The sequence below is a fragment of the Streptomyces sp. SA15 genome, assembly GCF_002291145.1.
GTDB lineage: Bacteria > Actinomycetota > Actinomycetes > Streptomycetales > Streptomycetaceae > Streptomyces.
On the sequence record NZ_NTGE01000099.1, the window covers coordinates 143,384 to 161,161 of the forward strand.

The window sequence follows — 17,778 nt, forward strand, 5'->3', positions numbered from 1 at the left end:
ACTACGGGTACACCCGGTCCCGGGCCTGGTCGAACCGGACCGGCCCGCCGCAGGTCAGTACCCCGATGGCCGCACCAGTCCCGACTCGTACGCGAACACCGCCGCCTGCGTCCGGTCTCTGAGGCCCAGCTTCACCAGAATGCGGCCGACGTGCGTCTTCACCGTCTGTTCGGCGACGACGAGACGCTCGGCGATCTCCGCGTTCGACAGGCCCTGCGCGATCAGGGCGAGCACCTCCGTCTCCCGCTCGGTCAGACCGCCGACGCGTTCCTTCAGCGGGGCCCGGGGCCGGTCGTCCAGCCGGGAGAACTCGGCGATCAGCCGCCGCGTGATGCCCGGCGCGAGCAGCGCGTCGCCGGCCGCCACCACCCGCACCGCTTCGGCCAGCTTGTCCGCCGAGGCGTCTTTCAGGAGGAAGCCGGACGCACCGGCTCTGAGCGCCTCGTACACATACTCGTCGAGGTCGAAGGTGGTGAGCACCAGCACCTTGATGTCCGGCTGCTCGCCGGTGATACGGCGTGTGGCCTCGATGCCGCCGAGCTCGGGCATGCGGATGTCCATGAGCACGACGTCCGGGGCGAGTTCCGCGACCTTGGCGACGGCGTCCAGGCCGTCCACCGCCTGGCCGATCACGTCGATGTCGGGCTGGGTGTTGAGCAGCACGGTGAAGCCCTGCCGGACCATCTGCTGGTCATCGGCGATGAGTACGCGGATGGTGCCGCTCGTCATGCGGTGTCGTCCTTCGGGTCCGTGGCCTGATCGAGGGCCGGATGAGTGACCGTATCGGTGGTGGAGACGGGGTCCGTGACCGGCCCGGTGACGGCGATGCCACCCGAGGCGGTGTAGTCCAGGCCGTCGGAGAGCTCGGCCGCCGGGAGGTAGGCCGACACCTGATATCCGCCGCCCGGTGCGGGCCCCGCGTGCAGGGCACCGCCGAGCATCGTGGCCCGCTCCCGCATGCCGAGCAGCCCGTGTCCGGCGCCCGGCGACTGCGGGGCGGGCTGCGTCGGCCGCGAATTGACGACCTTCACGTTCAACGCACCCGACAGGTAGGCGAGTTCGACGCGGACACGCGCGCCGGGCGCGTGGCGCAGGACGTTGCTCAGTGCCTCCTGCACGATCCGGTACGCCGACAGCTCCACGCCGGGCGGCAGCGAACGCCGTTTCCCCACGACCTCGACGGTGACGGCCAGGCCCGCGGCCCGGGTGTTCGCCACGAGCGCGTCGAGCCGGTCCAGGGTGGGCTGCGGGGCGTGCGGGGCGGTGCCGGTGCCGGTGCCGGATCCATGGGACGGCTCCGGGCCGTCGGGATTCTCCTGACGCAGCACACCCAGGACGTGGCGCAGCTCCGTCAGCGCCTCCAGCGCGTTCTGCCGGATTCCCGCGAGATTGTCCTTGAGCTCCTCGGGCGGGTCGTCGACGAGGTGCGGAGCGACCTGTGCCTGGATCGAGATGACCGACATGTGGTGGGCCACCACGTCGTGCAGCTCCCGCGCGATGCGATTGCGCTCCTCCAGCAGTGTGCGCCGCGCCCGCTCCTCGGCGGTGAGCGTGGCCTGCCGGCCGAGTTCCGCGCGCGCCTCGCGGCGACCGCGCAGCGCGATGCCGAGGACCACGACGACCGCGGACAGGGCGATCGCGAGTACGCCGGTGTCCTGGAAGTCCGGTGCGCCCAGCGGTCCTTGGAGGAGGTAGGTGGCCAGCACGGTCAGGGCCAGCGCCTCGACGGAGACGCGCGTGCGCACCCGCAGGGCGAGCAGCAGCAGGACGAGCAGGTGCGCGATGATGCCGGACGCGGCCCATGGCCAGGTGAAGTCGTCCGTCGCGCCGGAGAGCAGCAGGCCGCGTACCGCGACGGCGCCCACGACCGTGGCCGCTATCGACAGCCACCATGCCGGGATGGGCCGCCACAGCGCGAGCAGCACCGCGCCGCCCTGCGCGAGGGCGATCAGGAAGGCGAGGCCGAAGCCCAGTTTCCCGTTGTCCGTGAGCTGGGCCGTGCCGCCGATCGTGATGCCGAGCGCGGGCAGGAACAGCACGACGTGCGGCAACCGGCGCAGCCGTCCGACAGCGGGCAGGGGGTCAGGCCTGAGTGTCCACAGGTCGTCGCGCAGCGCCCGCAGCCCGCGCAGGACGCGGCTCCCGATCCCGTGCTGGATCCCCGTCTCCGTCACGTCGTCAACCCTAGGCATCGCGGGCCGCCTTCGTTCCCCTGGAATGCGGGCGGCGGTGGACGCGGATCACTCGGGACGGGCGGCCGGCGCGGCGGCGCGGGCCCTGTTCATAGAAGCGGAAGGCCGCCCAGCACACCGTCAGGGCGAGGGTGAAGACCGGGAGCCAGACCAGGCGGGCCGCCACCCAGTCAAGGCCGTCGGGGAGTGTGTGCAGGCCGGGGAGGCGGCCCGCGAGGAGGCCCGTGGCCGTCGTGGCCATCAGCGCCGTCTGGTGCCAGAGGAAGATCGTCATCGCGGAGAGGTTGACCAATGCCACCGCCGCCCAGGCCAGGGGGCGGTTCATCGCCCGGCGCAGCCGGTCGCGCAGGAGCAGGGCCAGGCCGCACTGGGCCAGGCCGAAGGTGACGGCGGCCAGCGTCGGCGGGTTCAGGTTGGAGACCGAGGCGCCGGGGACGCCGACCATCGACGCCGGGTAGCCCGCCCAGGCGACCAGTCCCGCCGTGGTCAGCGCACCGCCCGTCAGCAGCAGCCGGCCCGCGCGGCGGCGCTCCAGCTCGCCGCGGGTCCAGGCGGCGCCCAGGGTGTACGGCACCAGCCAGCCCGCCGCCACGTTCACCCAGCCGAGCCAGGACGGGCCGCCGAGGCCGAAGCGGAGCAGGTCCACGTGGAGAACGATCGCCAACGGCCAGAGCGGGTTGAGTCGCGTCAACAAGGGAGTCGCCGCCGTCAGGGCCGCGAAAACGAGGAGGAACCACAGGGGGGACAGGGCCAGCTTGACCAGCGTGTGCACCGTCGCGAACTCGGCGCCCGTGAGGAGGAGGGCGAACGCCATCACCGTCCACAGCACCAGGACGGCCGCGACAGGTTTGAAGAGTCTGGACATACGGGTGGCCAGCCATTGGCCGTACGTCGTCCCGCGGGCGCGGGCCGAGGCGTAGCCGCGTGTCGCGACATGGCCGCCCACCAGGAAGAACACGGCCAGTGTCTGGAAGACCCAGGAGATCGGGGCCAGCCAGGGCATGTGCTGCAACGGGCTCGCGGTGCGCAGTCCGCCGCCGTCCGCGACCAGCGCCGTCACCAGCCAGTGGCCGAGGACGACACCGAGGATCGCGAAGGCGCGCAGGGCGTCGACCGCGCGGTCCCGGTCCGCGGGGGTGGCGGCGTCGACCCGGTCGGCGCCGTGTCGTATGCCCTCCCACACGCGGTGCAGGGTCGTCTCACGGGCCGCCTTACGGGCCGTATTGCTGATCGTCTTGCTGGTCGTCTTGCAGGTCGCCTCACGCATGGGTCAGCTCCGAGGTCTCGCCGAGGACGATCCGGGCCAGGTTGGTCAGGGAGAGCGAGCCCGGTGCGAAGTAGTCGCTGTGGCCGCCGTCCCCGGCGACGAAGACGCGGGCCCCGAAGGCCGGGGATACGGGGTCGGTGCCGAAGCCGACGGTGGTGCCGAACAGGTCGGCCTTGACGTGCGGCACTTCTCCCACCCAGTCGTCGCTGCCCCGGGCCGCCCAGACCCGGGCCCGGGTGTGCAGGGCCGCGGCCATGTCGGCGCCGGTGCCGGGGCTGCCCACCAGGGCGATGTCGTCCGCGTCCAGGCCGGAGGCGGCGCGGCCGCAGACGACCGAGCCGTAGGAGTGGCAGAGCAGGGAGACCCGGGCCTGCTCGCCGACGATGCCGCGCAGGTGCCGTATGAACTCCCGCAGGTGCGGGGCCGCCTGCTCGGCGCGGCCCGTCGTGGTGACGGTCGCGCTGACCGTGTCCGGCGTTTCGTAGCCGAGCCAGGCCACGACGGCTGTGCGGGTGCCGGTGGTGCGGGTGCCGGTTCCGGTGTCGGTGGCGGTGGCGGAGTTCGCGCGAGCCTGCTGTGTCAGCTCGTCCTGCAAGTGCGTCGCGGTCGCGCGGAAGCGGGCGTACGTCTCGAGCGAGGTGTCGGAGCCGGGGACGAGGACCGCGACGCGGTCGGCGTGGGCCAGGTCGCCGAAGACCTCCGTGGCCCGGCCCGAACCGCGGCCGTCGAAGGCGAGGAAGTGACGGGACGGGTCGGCCATGGCGCGGTCGGTCGCGGCGCGCTCCCGGTCGCCGTGCGCGGCGGCCATGCGGGACGCCTCCGCGGCGTTGGCCCGGTTCGCCGCGTACGCCTCGTCCAACGTGGCCGCCGTCACCAGGGCGAGGGCGGCCGGAGCCGGGGCGGGGGTCTGCGGTTGCGCTGCGGCGGAGAGGGGCGCCACGACGGCGGCGGTGACGAGGGCGGCGAGGAGGCCGCGAAGCCAATTCTGGGGGCGGCGGCGCTTGCCGGTTCGCCGTCCCTCTGCGTCCCCGGTGGTCCCGGTGCCCTCGATGCCCCCATCGGTCGTCGCTGGCGCCTTGGCCGCCTCTGCGGTCTCCCCCGTTTCGAGTCCCACGGTCGTCTTCCTCCCAGCCGCCCAGTCCGCCCGTCCATCGGGCCTGTCTGGTTGGGAAGTTACGAATCCGTGCTCGTCGTCCGCGTCACGCCAGGGAGCTCACCTGCGCCGTAGCTCTCAGGTATTACGGGTATCCCTGCCTGCTCTCAGAGGGTCCCCGCCCGGGCCAACGGCAGCCCTCACCATGCCAGTTGCTCACCACGTCAGTTGCTCACCACGCCAGTTGCGCGATCTCCTCCGCCACCACAGCACACGCGTCCGCCGCCGGGTCGATCAGCGGGAAGTGGCCGACGTCCTCCAGGAGCGTCAGGCCCACCACCTCGCCGGACTTCGCCGCCGCGTCCGCGTACGACTCGGCGACCGCCTGCGGGACGTCCAGGTCCGCGCGCCCCTGGACGAGCGTGGTGGCGATGCCGGTGGGGAGCAGGAGCGCCGGGTCCGCGTACGGCCGGCGCTCGGCGAACTCCTCGTCGCCGCCGAGGAGTTGCCGTACGGCACCCCCGCACACGTCCAGCTTGTCGGCGACCGTGAAGTCGGCGATCGGGGCGAGGGCGACCACGCCGCGCAGCGGGGCGGGCCGGTCGATGCGCCAGGGGGCGTCGGCGGGCAGTAGGTGCCGGGCGGCCGCCCACAGGGCGAGGTGGCCGCCCGCCGAGTGGCCGGTGACGACCGTCCGGCGCGAGTCGGCCTGCGGAAGGGCCTCGCGGACGAGCCCAGGGAGGGCGTCCAGCGCGGCGGCGACGTCGTCGAAGGTGTCCGGCCAGCGGCCCGCGACGGGCCCGGACCCCTCCGCACCCGAATCCACACCCGAACCCGAACCCACACCCGCCCGCCCCCGCCGGTACTCCACGCTCGCCACCGCGAACCCCCGCCGCGCCAGGAAGTCCGCGAACGGTGAGATGTGCCGGCGATCGTACGGCGCCCGCCAGGCACCCCCGTGCAGCACGACCACCAGCGGAGCCGGACCGCCCGGTACGCGCTCGCCGCGCGGGGCGTAGAAGTCGATCAGCTGGTCGGGGTGGTCGCCGTACGCGGCCGTGGTGTCGGGGTCGACGGCCGGGTGCGAGAAGGCCGACTCCTCTTCCATGGCGGCCCGGGCAGCTGCGTTCTGCGGTGCTGCGGCATCGCGTGCTGCGGCGTCGTCCGGCATGCTCCAACCTCTCAGCGACGAAACGGATTTGGACGGAACGGACAGGGCGGACCAGGAGAGAATTCGGCCGTTGGCGGGGACGCTATCAGGCCCATGACGTGCGCGGACACGGGGATGTCACGCTCGGTGAGGGCCAAACGGTCCTGCTGTTCCGTAACGGGGCGAACGCCCCGCTGGTCCATGCCCGCTGGTCCATGCCCGCTGGTCCATGCCCGCTGGTCCAGTCGGCATGGACCAGCGAGCCCACCCAGTCCGTCAGCCGCCTCCCCCACTCCCCCGCAACGTCTCCGCCAGCACCCGAGCCGCCCGCTCCACGTCCGCGAAACCGACGTACAGCGGCGTGAATCCGAACCGCAGCACGTCCGGGTGCCGGAAGTCCCCGACCACCCCGCGTTCGATCAGCCGCCGCATGACGTCGCCCGCGTCCTCGCAGCGCAGCGCCACCTGGCTGCCCCGCTCCTCGTGGGCGACCGGCGTCAGGGACTCCACCCGGCCCGGCGGGACGTAGGCCGCGACGCACTCCAGGAAGAAGTCCGTCAGGGCGAGGGACTTGGCCCGGACGCTCTCGATGGGGACGCCGTCCCACACTTCCAGGGCGGCCTCCAGGGCGAGCATGGAGAGGATGTCGGGCGTGCCGACGCGGCCGCGCAAGGCCCCGGCGGCCGGTTCGTAGTCGGGCCGCATGCCGAAGGGATCGGCGTGGGAGGTCCAGCCGGGCAGCGGGGAGTCGAAACGGTCCTGGAGGTCCCGGCGCACGTACAGGTACGCCGGTGCGCCCGGGCCGCCGTTCAGGTACTTGTACGTGCAGCCGACGGCGAGGTCGACGCCGTGTGCGTCGAGCCCGACCGGCAGGGCGCCCGCGCTGTGGCACAGGTCCCAGACGACGTACGCCCCCGCCGCGTGCACCGCGGCCGTCAGCGACGGCAGGTCGTGCAGCCGACCCGTGCGGTAGTCGACGTGGTTGAGCAGCACCGCGGCCGTACGGTCGCCCAGGACCCCCGGCACCTCGGCCGGCGTCACCGGGCGCAGGGTGCAGCCGGTCATCCGGGCCGCCGACTCGGCGATGTACCCGTCGGTGGGGAAGGTCGTCGCGTCGACGACGATCTCGTCCCGGCCGTCGGCCCCGTCGAGCCGCGCCAGCCGTACCGCACCCACAACCGCCTTGAAGACGTTGACACTCGTCGAGTCGCCGACCACGATCTGCCCGGGCGCCGCCCCGACCAGCGGAGCGATCCGGTCGCCGATCCGCTCGGGCGCCGTCCACCAGCCGCTCTCGTCCCACGAGCGGATACGCAGCTCGCCCCACTGCCGCCGTACGACGTCGTCGACGCGCCCGGGAACGGCCGCGGGCAGCGCACCGAGCGAGTTGCCGTCGAGGTAGACGCCCGCGGCGTCAGCCGCATGATCGGACACAGCGTCGAGGACGAACTGCGCCCGCACGCCCGCAAGTTCATCGGCGGCATCCAGCTTCTCCGCCTTCACACCGAATTCGGACTCAGACATGGGATCGCGCCGTCCACAGCTCGGGGAAAACGTTCTTCTGTGCGCGCTTCTCCAGCCAGGCCACGCCGGCGGAGCCGCCCGTGCCGGCCTTGGCGCCCATCGCGCGCCGGGTGGCGACCAGGTGGTCGTTGCGCCAGCGCCACACCAGTTCCGCCACGTCGGTCAACGCCTCGCCCAGCCGGGCGAGTTCGTCGTTCTCGTCACCGGAGTAGAGGGCCGCCCAGGCCTCCTCCACCTCGTCCGACGGCTCGTAGCGCCGCGACACGTCACGGTCCAGGACGGACGGCGGAATGGCGTGGCCGCGGCGGGCGAGCAGCCGTAGCACCTCGTCGTACAGGCTCGGCTCGTGCAGCGCCTTCTCCAGCTCCGCGTGGACGCGCGGCGCGCCGCGGTGCGGGACCAGCATGGACGCGGACTTCTCGCCGAGCAGGAACTCCATCCGGCGGTACATCGCCGACTGGAAGCCGGAGCCCTCGCCGAGGGCACTGCGGTACGCGTTGAACTGGGCCGGCGTGAGCTGCCCGAGCGGCTTCCAGGAGGCGTTCAGCGCCTCCAGCTCCCGTACGGAACGCTTGAGCGCGGCGGTCGCGGTGGGTACGTCGTCGCCGCGCAGGGCCCGCGTGGCCGTCTCCCACTCGTGGACGATGACCGTGAACCACAGCTCCATCACCTGGGTCGTGACCAGGAAGACCATCTCTCCGGGGTCGTCGGAGAGGGTGTGCTGGAGGTGGGTGAGCACGTCCGCCTTGACGTAGTCCTCGTACGGCGTCGTGCCTGCGAAGTCGAGATGCGGGCTCTCGGGCTCGTGAGCCTCGTGGGCCTGGGACATCGCTGTCTCCTGATGTGTACTCCGGGTAGCGGTCCGCCCTGCCGTTACCGACACGGGGCCCCGGTCCCCACCCGCATACTCCGCAATCCTCACCGAAAAGCGCAAGGCCCGCCTGACCTGCGTGAGGCAGGCGGGCCCGGAGGGACGACGGCGCTCTATCCCAGCGTCTGGGCCGCCGTCGGGGAGGAATCCTTGAGGAACTGGGTGCAGCGCTCGTACTCCTCCTGCTCGCCGATCGCGCCGGCGGCGCGGGCGAGGGCGTGCAGGGCGCGCAGGAAGCCGCGGTTCGGCTCGTGCTCCCAGGGGACGGGGCCGTGGCCCTTCCAGCCGTTGCGGCGCAGGGAGTCCAGGCCGCGGTGGTAGCCCGTACGGGCGTAGGCGTACGACTCCACGACGCTGCCCCGCTCGAACGCGTCGTCGGCGAGCTGGGCCCAGGCCAGCGAGGAGGTCGGGTACTGCGCGGCGACATCGGCGGGGGCGGTGCCGCCCGCCAGCAGCTCGCGCGGCTCCGGGTCGTCGGGGAGGTGGGTCGGGGGCGGGCCCCCGAGGAGGTTTTCGTGAGTGGACATGGGTCCCAGTCTGGCCCATGGAGGGGGGTGGGCGGGGCGGGCGGGGCGGGCCTTCCTGGGCGGGGGTGCGGTACGGCTTTTTTCGTCCGCCCCGACCCCGCCGGGGCGTGGACGTCCTACCGCCGCCCGCAGCCGCCGCCGTGCATCCGCGCCGACTGGCCGCCCCCGCCCTCAACCGCCGGACGCCCCGGCATCGCCGTCCCGCGTCGAAAGCCCCGTCCTCCCCCGCTGCCCCTCCCACGGCGGCACAGCAACCGCCCCATGCGTCCGGCACTCCGGCTTCCGGCAATCCGGCCCCGGCCGCCGAACCGTCGCGAACGCGACCAACGCTCCCACCACCAACACCCCCGCACACACGCCCATCGCCCGCCCGAACGCGTCGTCGAAGGCCCCCGGCGACCGGTACGCCTCCTCCCCCATCCCCGCGACCAGCGGCAACGCCGCCACCGCGATCAGGCCCGCCGCGCGCGCCGCCGCGTTGTTGATGCCGCTGGCCAGGCCCGCCCGAGCCGTGTCCACGGAACCCAGCACGGTCGCCGTCAGCGGTGCGACCAGTGTGACCATGCCCAGGCCCAGGACCAGCAGCGCGGGCAGGACATCGGCGGCGTACGACGCACCCGGGCCGACCCGCAGCATCAGCAGCATCCCGGCGGCGCAGAGCAGAGGACCGACCGTGAGGGGGATGCGCGGGCCGATGCGCTCGCCCAGTTCGCCGGAGCGGGCGGAGAGCAGCAGCATCAGGACGGTGGTCGGCAGCAGGGCCGTACCGGCCGCGAGGGCCGAGTAGCCGACGACGACCTGGAGCTGGAGCGCGGCCAGGAAGAAGAAGCCGCCGAAGGCGGCGTACACGCACAGCGTGACCAGGTTGACCGCCGTGAACTGGCGCGACCCGAAGATGTCCAGCGGCATCATCGGATCGGGGCGGCGCTTCTCGACGTACACGAAGGCCACCGCGGCGGCCAGGCCCGCCACCGCCGACAGGACGACGGCGAGGGACGCCGTGCGTGCCTCGATCAGCGCATACGTCACCAGGGCCAGGGCCAGCGCCCCCAGTCCGGCACCCAGTACGTCGAAGCGCCCGTGCGCGCGTCCGTCGCGCGACTCGGGGACATGCCGCAGGGCGACGGGCACGCACAGCAGTGCCAGCGGCACGTTGAGCAGGAAGACCCAGCGCCAGCCCGGGCCGTCCACCAGCCAGCCGCCGACGAACGGGCCGACCGCCGCGCCGACCCCGCCGAACCCGGACCACAGGCCGACCGCCCGACCTCGGTCGTCGGGATGGAAGGAGGCCTGGATGAGGGCGAGGGAGCCGGGGGTGAGGAGAGCGCCTCCGATGCCTTGGAGGGCCCGGGCGGCGACCAGGACACCGGCATTCGGGGCGAGCCCGCACAGCAGTGATGCGGCGGCGAACCACAGCACACCGATGACGAAGACCTTGCGGCGGCCGTAGCGGTCACCCAGGGAACCGCCCAGCAGGATCAGCCCGGCCAGCGTCAGCATGTACGCGTTGACCGTCCACTGCAGGGCGGCGAGGTCCGCGTCGAGGTCGCGGCCGATGCGCGGCAGGGCGACATTGACGACGGTCGAGTCCAGTAGCGCCATGCTGGAGCCGAGGACGGTGGTCAGCAGGATCCACTTGCCTTGCGGCGAGGCCAGCCGGACATCGGGCATGGCCCAGGTATACACCGGTTGTGGAGCGAGCCCGGCACCGTAGCACCGAGCTCGCCCAAAACCTCTACCCGGAGTGCCGGTTACTTGATCTTCGTGCCGCTCGACCGCAGGTTCGCGCAGGCCTCGACGACCCGCTTGGCCATGCTCGCCTCGGCCAGCTTGCCCCAGGTGCGCGGGTCGTAGGTCTTCTTGGAGCCGACCTCGCCGTCGACCTTCAGGACGCCGTCGTAGTTCTTGAACATGTGGTCGGCGACCGGACGCGTGAAGGCGTACTGCGTGTCGGTGTCGATGTTCATCTTGACCACGCCGTTCTCCAGCGCGGTCGCGATCTCCTCGGCCGTCGAGCCGGAGCCGCCGTGGAAGACGAAGTCGAACGGCTGGGAGCCGGCCGGCTTGCCGTACTTGGCGGCCACGCCCTCGTTCAGCTGCTTCAGCAGATCGGGGCGAAGGACGACGTTGCCCGGCTTGTAGACACCGTGGACGTTGCCGAAGGACGCGGCCAGCAGGTAGCGGCCTTTGTCGCCGAGGCCGAGCGCCTCCGCCGTACGGATCGCGTCGTCGACCGTCGTGTACAGGGAGTCGTTGATCTCGTGGGAGACGCCGTCCTCCTCGCCGCCGGTCGGGGTGATCTCCACCTCGAGGATGATCTTCGCGGCGGCGGCGCGGGCGAGCAGCTCCTGGGCGATGGAGAGGTTGTCGGCCAGGGTCTCCGCGGAGCCGTCCCACATGTGGGACTGGAACAGCGGGTTCTCGCCGCGGGCGACGCGCTCCTCGGACACGGCCAGCAGCGGCCGTACGTACCCGTCCAGCTTGTCCTTCGGGCAGTGGTCGGTGTGCAGGGCGACCGTGATGTCGTACTTCTTGCCGACGATGTGCGCGAACTCGGCCAGGGCGACCGCACCGGTGACCATGTCCTTGTTGTGCTGGCCACCCAGGAACTCGGCGCCACCCGTCGAGATCTGGATGATGCCGTCGCTCTCGGCCTCCGCGAAGCCGCGCAGCGCAGCGTGCAGGGTCTGGGTCGAGGTCACGTTGATGGCCGGGTAGGCGAACTTGCCTGCCTTCGCCCGGTCGAGCATCTCGTTGTAGACCTCGGGGGTTGCGATGGGCATTCGTCCGCTCCTTGGGTGTGCGGGTTGGCGTACTGAATTGTTCTACGGCCCTGACCTAGACCTTGGGTGCGACGTCATCGTCGGCCCCATCTTTCCAGACTTGGCCGAATGGTCCATGCGGCGGTCAGTCGAGGCCCAGCTCGTCCTTCGAGTACGCGAACAGGTACGGCACCCCCGCACCCTCCTGGATCTTCTCGGCGGCCCCGGTCGCCCGGTCCACGATCGTCGCGACCGCCACGACCTCGGCCCCCGCCTCACGCACGGCCTCGACGGCGGTGAGCGGCGAGCCGCCGGTGGTGGAGGTGTCCTCGACGACCAGCACCCGGCGCCCCGCGATGTCCGGCCCCTCCACCCGACGCTGCAGCCCGTGCGCCTTGGCCGCCTTCCGTACGACGAAGGCGTCCAGCCGCTTCCCGCGCGCGGCGGCCGCGTGCAGCATGGCGGCGGCCACGGGGTCGGCGCCCATGGTCAGCCCTCCGACCGCGTCGAAGTCGAGGTCGGCGGTCAGGTCCAGCAGCACCTGACCCACCAGCGGAGCGGCCTCACCGTCGAGGGTGATGCGCCGCAGGTCGACGTAGTAGTCGGCCTCGAGACCCGACGACAGGGTCACCTTGCCGTGCACCACGGCCTTGTCCTTGATCTGCCGCAGCAGCGCGCCGCGTGTGCCTGGCGGCATTACTCCGTTGACGTCCGTCATGCCAGCCAGCTTAGAGGCGCCGCCAGGTCCACGTGGTGGTGGCTTCGAGTGGCTCCAGCGGCGTGACCAGGCGCGGCAGGGTGTTCAGCCCGTTGGGCGGCCCGGTCTGCGGCTCCACGCACACGGCCGCCTCCTGCTCGTCGTACACGACGACCCACTGCTCCGGGCTGGTCACCTTCAGCTCCAGCTGCCCCGGCCAGGTGAGCGTGACGTCGACGCCGTCGGGCATCCCGAAGCAGTCGTCCCAGGGGCCGGGCTTGGGGTCGAGGCGGTTGCCGGTGGGCAGGTGGTCGTCGCCGCGCTCCTCCTGCCAGGCAGGCGTGAAGTCCAGCCGTACGTCCGCCCCCTCGACGTTCCGGTTGAACCACGGATGCCAGCCGATCTGCGCCGGGAAGGAGGTCTCGTACGTCTCCACGGACATGGTCAGCGTCAGGGCGCCCTCGGTCAGGGCGACGATCTGCGTGACGCGGCCGGGGTAGGGCCAGGGGTCGACGAGGTCGTACGTGATCACCGCCTCGTTCGCGGTGACGCGGGCGGTGCTCCAGGCGCCGTCGCGGGCGGTGCCGTGGATGGCGTGCGGCGGGGAGTTGAGCGGCATCTGGTGGTCGGTCGCGCCGTCCAGGAACCGGCCGCCCCTGATCCGGCCGCACCAGGGAACCATCGGGAAGCAGCCGAAGCGGTCGCCCTGGCGGAGGAGCTCGCTGCCGCCGAGGCGGAGCCCTCCGATCCGGCCGCCGTTGCCCGGCTGCACGGTCACCTCCGCGTCACCCGCGGTCAGCGTGATGTCTTCGTTACTCACGGGACGACCCTACTGGCCCGATCGCCGATCAAGAGGACGGTCGGGGGCGGCCGTTGACAGCGGCGGCCGGAAACGGCCTCAGCGGCGTCTGCGCAGCGCCCGGCCCACGACGATCGCCGACGCCAGCACCAGCGCCGCCGCCGGTGCCGCCCAGCGGAGCGTCTGGTTGGGCACGACCGTCTGCGGGGCCGGAACGGGGGCGTAGCGACCGCGCGGCGGGGCGTGGTCGACCTCCTCCGCACTGCGCCCGATCATCGTCCGCCGCGCGTGGGCGGCCTCGGCGGGGGGTTCGGGGGGCTCCGCGAAATCCTTGGGGACATCCTCGGAGACGTCCTCGGCCAGGGACGGCGGGGGAACCTCGGTGTCGAAGACGGAGGCCGGCGCGGGGGCCTCGGGCGCTGAAGGAGTCTCTGGCTCTTCCGGTGTCTCTGACTCGTCCCGTGCCTCTGACTCGTCCCCTGCCTCTGATTCGTCCCGTGTCTCTGGCTCGTCCCGTGCCTCTGACTCGTCCCGTGCCTCTGACTCGTCCCGTGCCTCTGACTCGTCCCATGTCTCTGGCTCGTCCGGTGCCTCCTGCTCCTCCTCGCCCGCCGCGACGCCCAGGTTCTCCGCGAATCGGTTCAGCAGGCGGGTCGCGGCCGAGGCGACCGCGTCCTGCGGCAGCTCGGTGATGCGGCCGTCCGCGGAGACCGTTCCCTCGAAGGTGAGAGTGGAGCCGCCGTCCGTGTCCCGGACGCGGAGCGTGAGCGCCAGCTTGACCGAGCCGGTGCCGCGGGCCTCGGTGGCGTCGCCCTCGACGGCGTACGAACCGTCGTCCTGCCCGGAGAGGCGTACGGAGCCGCGGTAGGTGATGGAGTGACTGCCGACGCGCACCTTCAACCGCCCGGTGACGGGCTCGGCGCCGGCGGCGTCCTGCTGGAGTCCGGGAACCGCCCGGGCGACCCGCGCTGGATCGGTGAGCGCCTCCCTGAGCCGCTCGGCCGGAACCGGAACGAACACCTCATGCTCCATGGTTCGCGAGCCTACCGTTCCTGGCTAGTTCGGCCACAGTGCTGATCGGCTCACCATATTGTCCGGACTCATGGTCCGGTGGCCTCGCGAACGGTCTTCGAGGCCGGGGAACACCGCGAGTTGATCACCTCGGCACAGCCGGGTCCTGCCCAAAAGGACATGGCCTCGAGCCCTACCCGCGCTCCGGATCCTCGACCGAGGCGGTTCAGAGACCCACACGGGTGAAGGTCACATGCGTGACTCCGCTGGGCGAGGAGGCGGCCTCGACCTCGTAGTCCTTCTCGAGGCCCTCCAGTCCGTCCCAGAGGCGTACGCCTCGGCCGAGCAGGAGCGGGACCACCACGATGTGCATGTGGTCGATGAGCCCGGCGGCAAAGAAGTCGCGGATCACGGTGGGCCCCCCGCCGATGCGTACGTCCTGGCCGCCCGCGGCCTCGCGGGCCGTCTCGAGCGCCTCGGCGGGCGACGCGTCGAGGAAGTGGAACGTCGTGCCGCCCTCCATCTCGATCGACGGGCGCGGATGATGGGTGAGGATGAAGGTCGGTGTGTGGAACGGCGGGTTGGGCCCCCACCACCCCTTCCACTCCGGGTCCTCGTGCCACCCGGGCGGGCCGAACTTCCCGGCGCCCATGATCTCGGCGCCGATCCCGGGCGTGAACTGCCGCACGAAGGCGTCGTCGAGACCGCCGGTCCCGCCGGTCCGGCCGATCCTCTCGTGCCACCACCGGGTGGCGAACATCCACTCGTGCAGCCTTTCGCCGGCGTGGCCGAACGGCGCGTCATGGCTCAGTCCCTCACCGGTGCCGAAGCCGTCGAGCGAGATGGAGAAGTTGTGGACGCGGGCGAGTGACATGGCTCGCGACTCCTTTCCTACCGCTGGTCCGGCTTCGTCGGATCAGCTCGGCCATGGAGCGATGATGGCCGCCCCGATGTCATGACGCCAATGCCTGATCGTTCGGCCTGGGGAGAACCTGGGCGCCCGCGTCCTTCAAACCTTGGGCGTCGAACAAACCTGGGCGTCGAACAAACTTGGGCGTCGAACTACCGAGAAGAGCTCGCCTCCCGCGACACCCGTCAGTACCGCGGATGCACCAACGTCGACACCGGCAACCCCTCCATCCGCGTCCCCGCCGCCGCCCGCGCGTCCGCCGTCAGAGACGTCTGGGTCAGCGTCCGCGGGCGCGGGCCGTGCGGGTCGAGGCGCAGGGGTGGTCGCGGGTCCGGGGAGGCGAGGACGAACCCCCAGTCGTGCGGTCCCCGCGACCTGCCGACCGAGCGGTCGGGGCCGGCCGCGAAACCGGAGTGGCGGCCTCCCACGCGGTACGGGGCCGTGCGCAGACCGGCCGCGTGCAGTGTCGTGTCCACCGTCCAGAAGACGCGGGGGCGCGAGGAGACCGGGCCGGCGTGCACCACCAGGCGGCCGTGGTCGGCGAGCGCCCGTCGTGCGAGGCCGTAGAACTCCTGCGAGTACAGCTTCGTGCTCGCCGTGATGCCGGGGTCGGGCAGGTCCGCGATCACCACGTCGTACGCCGCCGGGGGCGCCCCCCGCAGCCAGTGGAAGGCGTCCGCCGTGGTCACGTGGACGCGCGGGTCGCCGTAGACGTGGCCGTTCAGCCGGGCGAGTGCCGGGTCCTGGCGGGCCAGTCGTAGCACCGCCTCGTCGAGTTCGACGACGTCGACCCGGTGCACGCCGGTGTGCCGCAGTACCTCGCGGGCGGCCAGTCCGTCGCCGCCGCCGAGGACGAGCACGCGGGCGTGGGGGCCGGTCATCGCGGGGTGGACCAGTGCCTCGTGGTAGCGGTACTCGTCGCGGCCGCTGACCCGCAGCCGGCCGTCGAGGAAGAGGGCGAGGGGACGGCCGTGCGTGCCGCCGGTGAGGACGATCTCCTGGATGTCGGTCCGCAGCGCCACCCGTACGTCCTGGCCGTACACCACGTGCCGGGCGGCCCGTTCGAAGTCTTCGACGAGTACGGCGGCCGTGGCGAGGACGGCCAGGACGGTCACGTTGGCCAGCAGCAGGAGCCAGCGGGCGCGGCGGGTCAGGTCGCGGCCGAACAGACCGAGGATGAGCGCCCCGCCGGCGATCAGGTTGACCGCGCCGGTGAGCAGCGCGCCGGTCAGCTGGCCCAGGAAGGGCAGGAGCAGGAAGGGGAAGGCGAGGCCGCCGACCAGTGCGCCGACGTAGTCCGCCGCGAACAGGTCGGCCACCGCACCGCCCGCGTCCTGTCTGCGGATGCGCTGGATCAGCTCCATCAACAGGGGGACTTCGGCGCCGATCAGCAGGCCGATGGCCAGGGACGCGGCGACCAGGAGGCAGCGGGGGCCGCTGGCCCACAGGCCGCCCCAGTCGCCGGTCCAGGCGAAGACGGCGTACAGCGCCATCGCGCTGCATCCACCGACCAGGGCGAGCGCCGCCTCCACCGCGCCGAAGGCGGCCGCCGCGCGCCAGCACAGCCGTTTGGCGACGAGCGAGCCGATGCCCATCGCGAAGACCATGACCGACAGGACGACGGAGGCCTGGGTGACCGAATCGCCGATCAAGTACGTGGCGAGGGCGACGAGTTCGAGTTCGTACACCAGTCCGCAGGCGGCGCAGACGAAGACGCAGGCGAGGACGAAGAACCGGCCCGTGCCGGGGCGGACGGGCAGCCGCGCGGGGCCCGCCCAGGGCGGCGGGGTGCCGGGCGGGGCGGGCGCGTGCGGTTCGATCACGCTGAGACGTTACGTCACTGCTGGGGCACGCTTCGTCACCCACACGTGTGGAACTGACGGTCAGTTGAGCACCCTGTGTTTGGTCTGCTGTGCGGCCTGCCGTTCGGTCTGCTGTGCGGCCTGCCATTCGGCCTGCCGTTCGACCTGCCGTTCGGCCTGCCGTTCGGCCTGCCGTTCGGCCTGCTTTTCGGCCTGCTTTTCGGCCTGCTGCTTGGTCCGCGCTCTCGCCCCCACGCGTGTCCGTGTCGCCACCAACTGCCCGTCCTGCGGGTAGGCGTGCCAGGTCCGCCAGTGCACCTGCCCTTCATGACGCTGGGCCAGCATCGCCGTGAAGGCGTGCGGGCTGCCGGGGAAGACGCCCGCCAAGCCGTTCGGGTGGTCGGACACCAGCGCGAGCAACTCCTGGGCGCGGCCCGCGAAGGAGCCGGGCGAGAGGACCTCGACCCGGGCCGCGAACTCGTACTCCCAGTCGCCGACGCGCTTGGCGACGCCCAGCGGCAGGGGCGTGCTGCTGCCGGCGATGCACGCCACCGTCTCCGAACACTTGCCCTGCTCCTCCTCGAGCAGCACCTGGTGGGACGCGCCGAGGAGTCTCAACTGGAGCTTCGCTCCGTTCAGTTCGAGGTCGAGCGTGGCCAGTGCGGGGAGCGGCTCGCGCCCCAGGGCCCAGGCGAGGTCGGCCGCGCGCGTGTCGGTGTAGGCGGTGTTCAGGGTCGTGAGCATGGGTCGGCTCCGCTAGCACGCAAAGAAAGGGAGGTGTGGTCCGGCGCACCCTGGTCGGCACCAGGGGATTCGGCCCGGTCGGCCCAGTCGGAGGGTCAAGGAGGGTGTCCGCGGGGCGTCCGGGGGGCCGCGTTGGTGATTTAGAGGGAATCATGAACTGTGGCGCCGCCACAGGGTTTTTACCCAACTTCGTGGGGTTTCCATACTTGAGAGGGCTCCACAGCTCAACTGTTCAACCCCCGTTGTGCGCCGGGGCGGCCGGAGCGTGCGCCGGGGCGCGGTTGCGCCCGCCGGAAGCGGTACCCGGCGGACGCGCGTTGCGGGTGCGGGGCCGCCGCGGTGCGGGGCAATACAGCGGGGGCCGCCGCGGTGCGGGGAATTACAGCTGGGGCCGCCGCGGTGCGGATCAATACAGCTGGGCCGCCGCGG

At 72.2% G+C, this 17,778-nt stretch carries 15 protein-coding genes and 1 pseudogene; all 16 read right to left on the bottom strand.

Annotation, left to right across the window (positions count from 1 at the left end; all coding sequences use genetic code 11):
- Window positions 1-54: 54 nt before the first annotated feature.
- Window positions 55-729 carry a response regulator transcription factor gene (locus CLM62_RS20785; protein WP_095751399.1) on the bottom strand — a complete coding sequence of 225 codons (675 nt, stop codon included), beginning with the start codon at window positions 727-729 and terminating at the stop codon, window positions 55-57.
- Window positions 726-2,192, bottom strand: coding sequence for a sensor histidine kinase (locus tag CLM62_RS20790; protein WP_095751400.1), 1,467 nt, complete (start codon window positions 2,190-2,192; stop codon window positions 726-728). Before CLM62_RS20790 ends, CLM62_RS20785 begins: the two co-directional genes overlap by 4 nt.
- Entirely contained in the window at window positions 2,185-3,459 is a 1,275-nt protein-coding gene (locus CLM62_RS20795) for an acyltransferase (protein WP_095751401.1), read from the bottom strand. The genes CLM62_RS20790 and CLM62_RS20795 overlap by 8 nt, the downstream gene beginning before the upstream one ends.
- Complete coding sequence (locus CLM62_RS20800; RefSeq protein WP_095751688.1) at window positions 3,452-4,510, bottom strand: alpha/beta hydrolase; 1,059 nt, start codon at window positions 4,508-4,510, stop codon at window positions 3,452-3,454. Before CLM62_RS20800 ends, CLM62_RS20795 begins: the two co-directional genes overlap by 8 nt.
- A 274-nt stretch (window positions 4,511-4,784) precedes the next feature.
- The gene (locus CLM62_RS20805) at window positions 4,785-5,723 is read right to left on the bottom strand and encodes a S9 family peptidase (protein WP_095751402.1); all 939 of its coding nucleotides are present in this window, start codon (window positions 5,721-5,723) and stop codon (window positions 4,785-4,787) included.
- Window positions 5,724-5,978: 255 nt separating this feature from the next.
- A complete protein-coding gene (gene kynU, locus CLM62_RS20810; RefSeq protein ID WP_095751403.1) occupies window positions 5,979-7,226 on the bottom strand; it encodes a kynureninase in 1,248 nt (415 codons plus the stop codon).
- Window positions 7,219-8,055 carry a tryptophan 2,3-dioxygenase family protein gene (locus CLM62_RS20815; RefSeq protein ID WP_095751404.1) on the bottom strand — a complete coding sequence of 279 codons (837 nt, stop codon included), beginning with the start codon at window positions 8,053-8,055 and terminating at the stop codon, window positions 7,219-7,221. The genes kynU and CLM62_RS20815 overlap by 8 nt, the downstream gene beginning before the upstream one ends.
- Window positions 8,056-8,210: 155 nt before the next feature.
- The gene (locus CLM62_RS20820) at window positions 8,211-8,624 is read right to left on the bottom strand and encodes a DUF3151 domain-containing protein (protein ID WP_095751405.1); all 414 of its coding nucleotides are present in this window, start codon (window positions 8,622-8,624) and stop codon (window positions 8,211-8,213) included.
- 171 nt (window positions 8,625-8,795) lie between these two features.
- Window positions 8,796-10,295 carry an MFS transporter gene (locus tag CLM62_RS20825; RefSeq protein WP_095751406.1) on the bottom strand — a complete coding sequence of 500 codons (1,500 nt, stop codon included), beginning with the start codon at window positions 10,293-10,295 and terminating at the stop codon, window positions 8,796-8,798.
- 80 nt (window positions 10,296-10,375) lie between these two features.
- Complete coding sequence (fbaA, locus tag CLM62_RS20830; protein ID WP_095751407.1) at window positions 10,376-11,407, bottom strand: class II fructose-bisphosphate aldolase; 1,032 nt, start codon at window positions 11,405-11,407, stop codon at window positions 10,376-10,378.
- Between the two features lie 124 nt (window positions 11,408-11,531).
- Window positions 11,532-12,104: an orotate phosphoribosyltransferase gene (gene pyrE, locus CLM62_RS20835; RefSeq protein ID WP_095751408.1), complete on the bottom strand. Its 573-nt coding sequence runs from the start codon at window positions 12,102-12,104 to the stop codon at window positions 11,532-11,534.
- A 10-nt stretch (window positions 12,105-12,114) separates the two neighbouring features.
- Entirely contained in the window at window positions 12,115-12,903 is a 789-nt protein-coding gene (locus CLM62_RS20840) for an aldose epimerase (protein ID WP_095751409.1), read from the bottom strand.
- Window positions 12,904-12,981: 78 nt separating this feature from the next.
- Window positions 12,982-13,914, bottom strand: a complete 933-nt coding sequence (locus tag CLM62_RS20845) for an SRPBCC domain-containing protein (RefSeq protein WP_095751410.1) — start codon at window positions 13,912-13,914, stop codon at window positions 12,982-12,984.
- Between the two features lie 205 nt (window positions 13,915-14,119).
- Complete coding sequence (locus CLM62_RS20850; RefSeq protein WP_095751411.1) at window positions 14,120-14,767, bottom strand: dihydrofolate reductase family protein; 648 nt, start codon at window positions 14,765-14,767, stop codon at window positions 14,120-14,122.
- Window positions 14,768-14,988: 221 nt separating this feature from the next.
- Complete coding sequence (locus CLM62_RS20855) at window positions 14,989-16,626, bottom strand: polyamine aminopropyltransferase (protein ID WP_095751412.1); 1,638 nt, start codon at window positions 16,624-16,626, stop codon at window positions 14,989-14,991.
- A 216-nt stretch (window positions 16,627-16,842) separates the two neighbouring features.
- Window positions 16,843-17,349: pseudogene (locus CLM62_RS20860) on the bottom strand (DUF2617 family protein); the annotation flags it as partial.
- Window positions 17,350-17,778: the final 429 nt, after the last annotated feature.

Excerpts from the sequence above, each read along its gene's own strand:
- CLM62_RS20845 (WP_095751410.1), bottom strand. The coding sequence starts at position 13,914 with ATGGAGCATGAGGTGTTCGTTCCGGTTCCGGCCGAGCGGCTCAGGGAG.
- CLM62_RS20790 (WP_095751400.1), bottom strand. The coding sequence starts at position 2,192 with ATGCCTAGGGTTGACGACGTGACGGAGACGGGGATCCAGCACGGGATC.
- CLM62_RS20795 (WP_095751401.1), bottom strand. The coding sequence starts at position 3,459 with ATGCGTGAGGCGACCTGCAAGACGACCAGCAAGACGATCAGCAATACG.
- CLM62_RS20850 (WP_095751411.1), bottom strand. The coding sequence starts at position 14,767 with ATGTCACTCGCCCGCGTCCACAACTTCTCCATCTCGCTCGACGGCTTC.
- CLM62_RS20825 (WP_095751406.1), bottom strand. The coding sequence starts at position 10,295 with ATGCCCGATGTCCGGCTGGCCTCGCCGCAAGGCAAGTGGATCCTGCTG.
- CLM62_RS20805 (WP_095751402.1), bottom strand. The coding sequence starts at position 5,723 with ATGCCGGACGACGCCGCAGCACGCGATGCCGCAGCACCGCAGAACGCA.
- pyrE (WP_095751408.1), bottom strand. The coding sequence starts at position 12,104 with ATGACGGACGTCAACGGAGTAATGCCGCCAGGCACACGCGGCGCGCTG.
- kynU (WP_095751403.1), bottom strand. The coding sequence starts at position 7,226 with ATGTCTGAGTCCGAATTCGGTGTGAAGGCGGAGAAGCTGGATGCCGCC.
- CLM62_RS20820 (WP_095751405.1), bottom strand. The coding sequence starts at position 8,624 with ATGTCCACTCACGAAAACCTCCTCGGGGGCCCGCCCCCGACCCACCTC.
- CLM62_RS20785 (WP_095751399.1), bottom strand. The coding sequence starts at position 729 with ATGACGAGCGGCACCATCCGCGTACTCATCGCCGATGACCAGCAGATG.
- CLM62_RS20815 (WP_095751404.1), bottom strand. The coding sequence starts at position 8,055 with ATGTCCCAGGCCCACGAGGCTCACGAGCCCGAGAGCCCGCATCTCGAC.
- fbaA (WP_095751407.1), bottom strand. The coding sequence starts at position 11,407 with ATGCCCATCGCAACCCCCGAGGTCTACAACGAGATGCTCGACCGGGCG.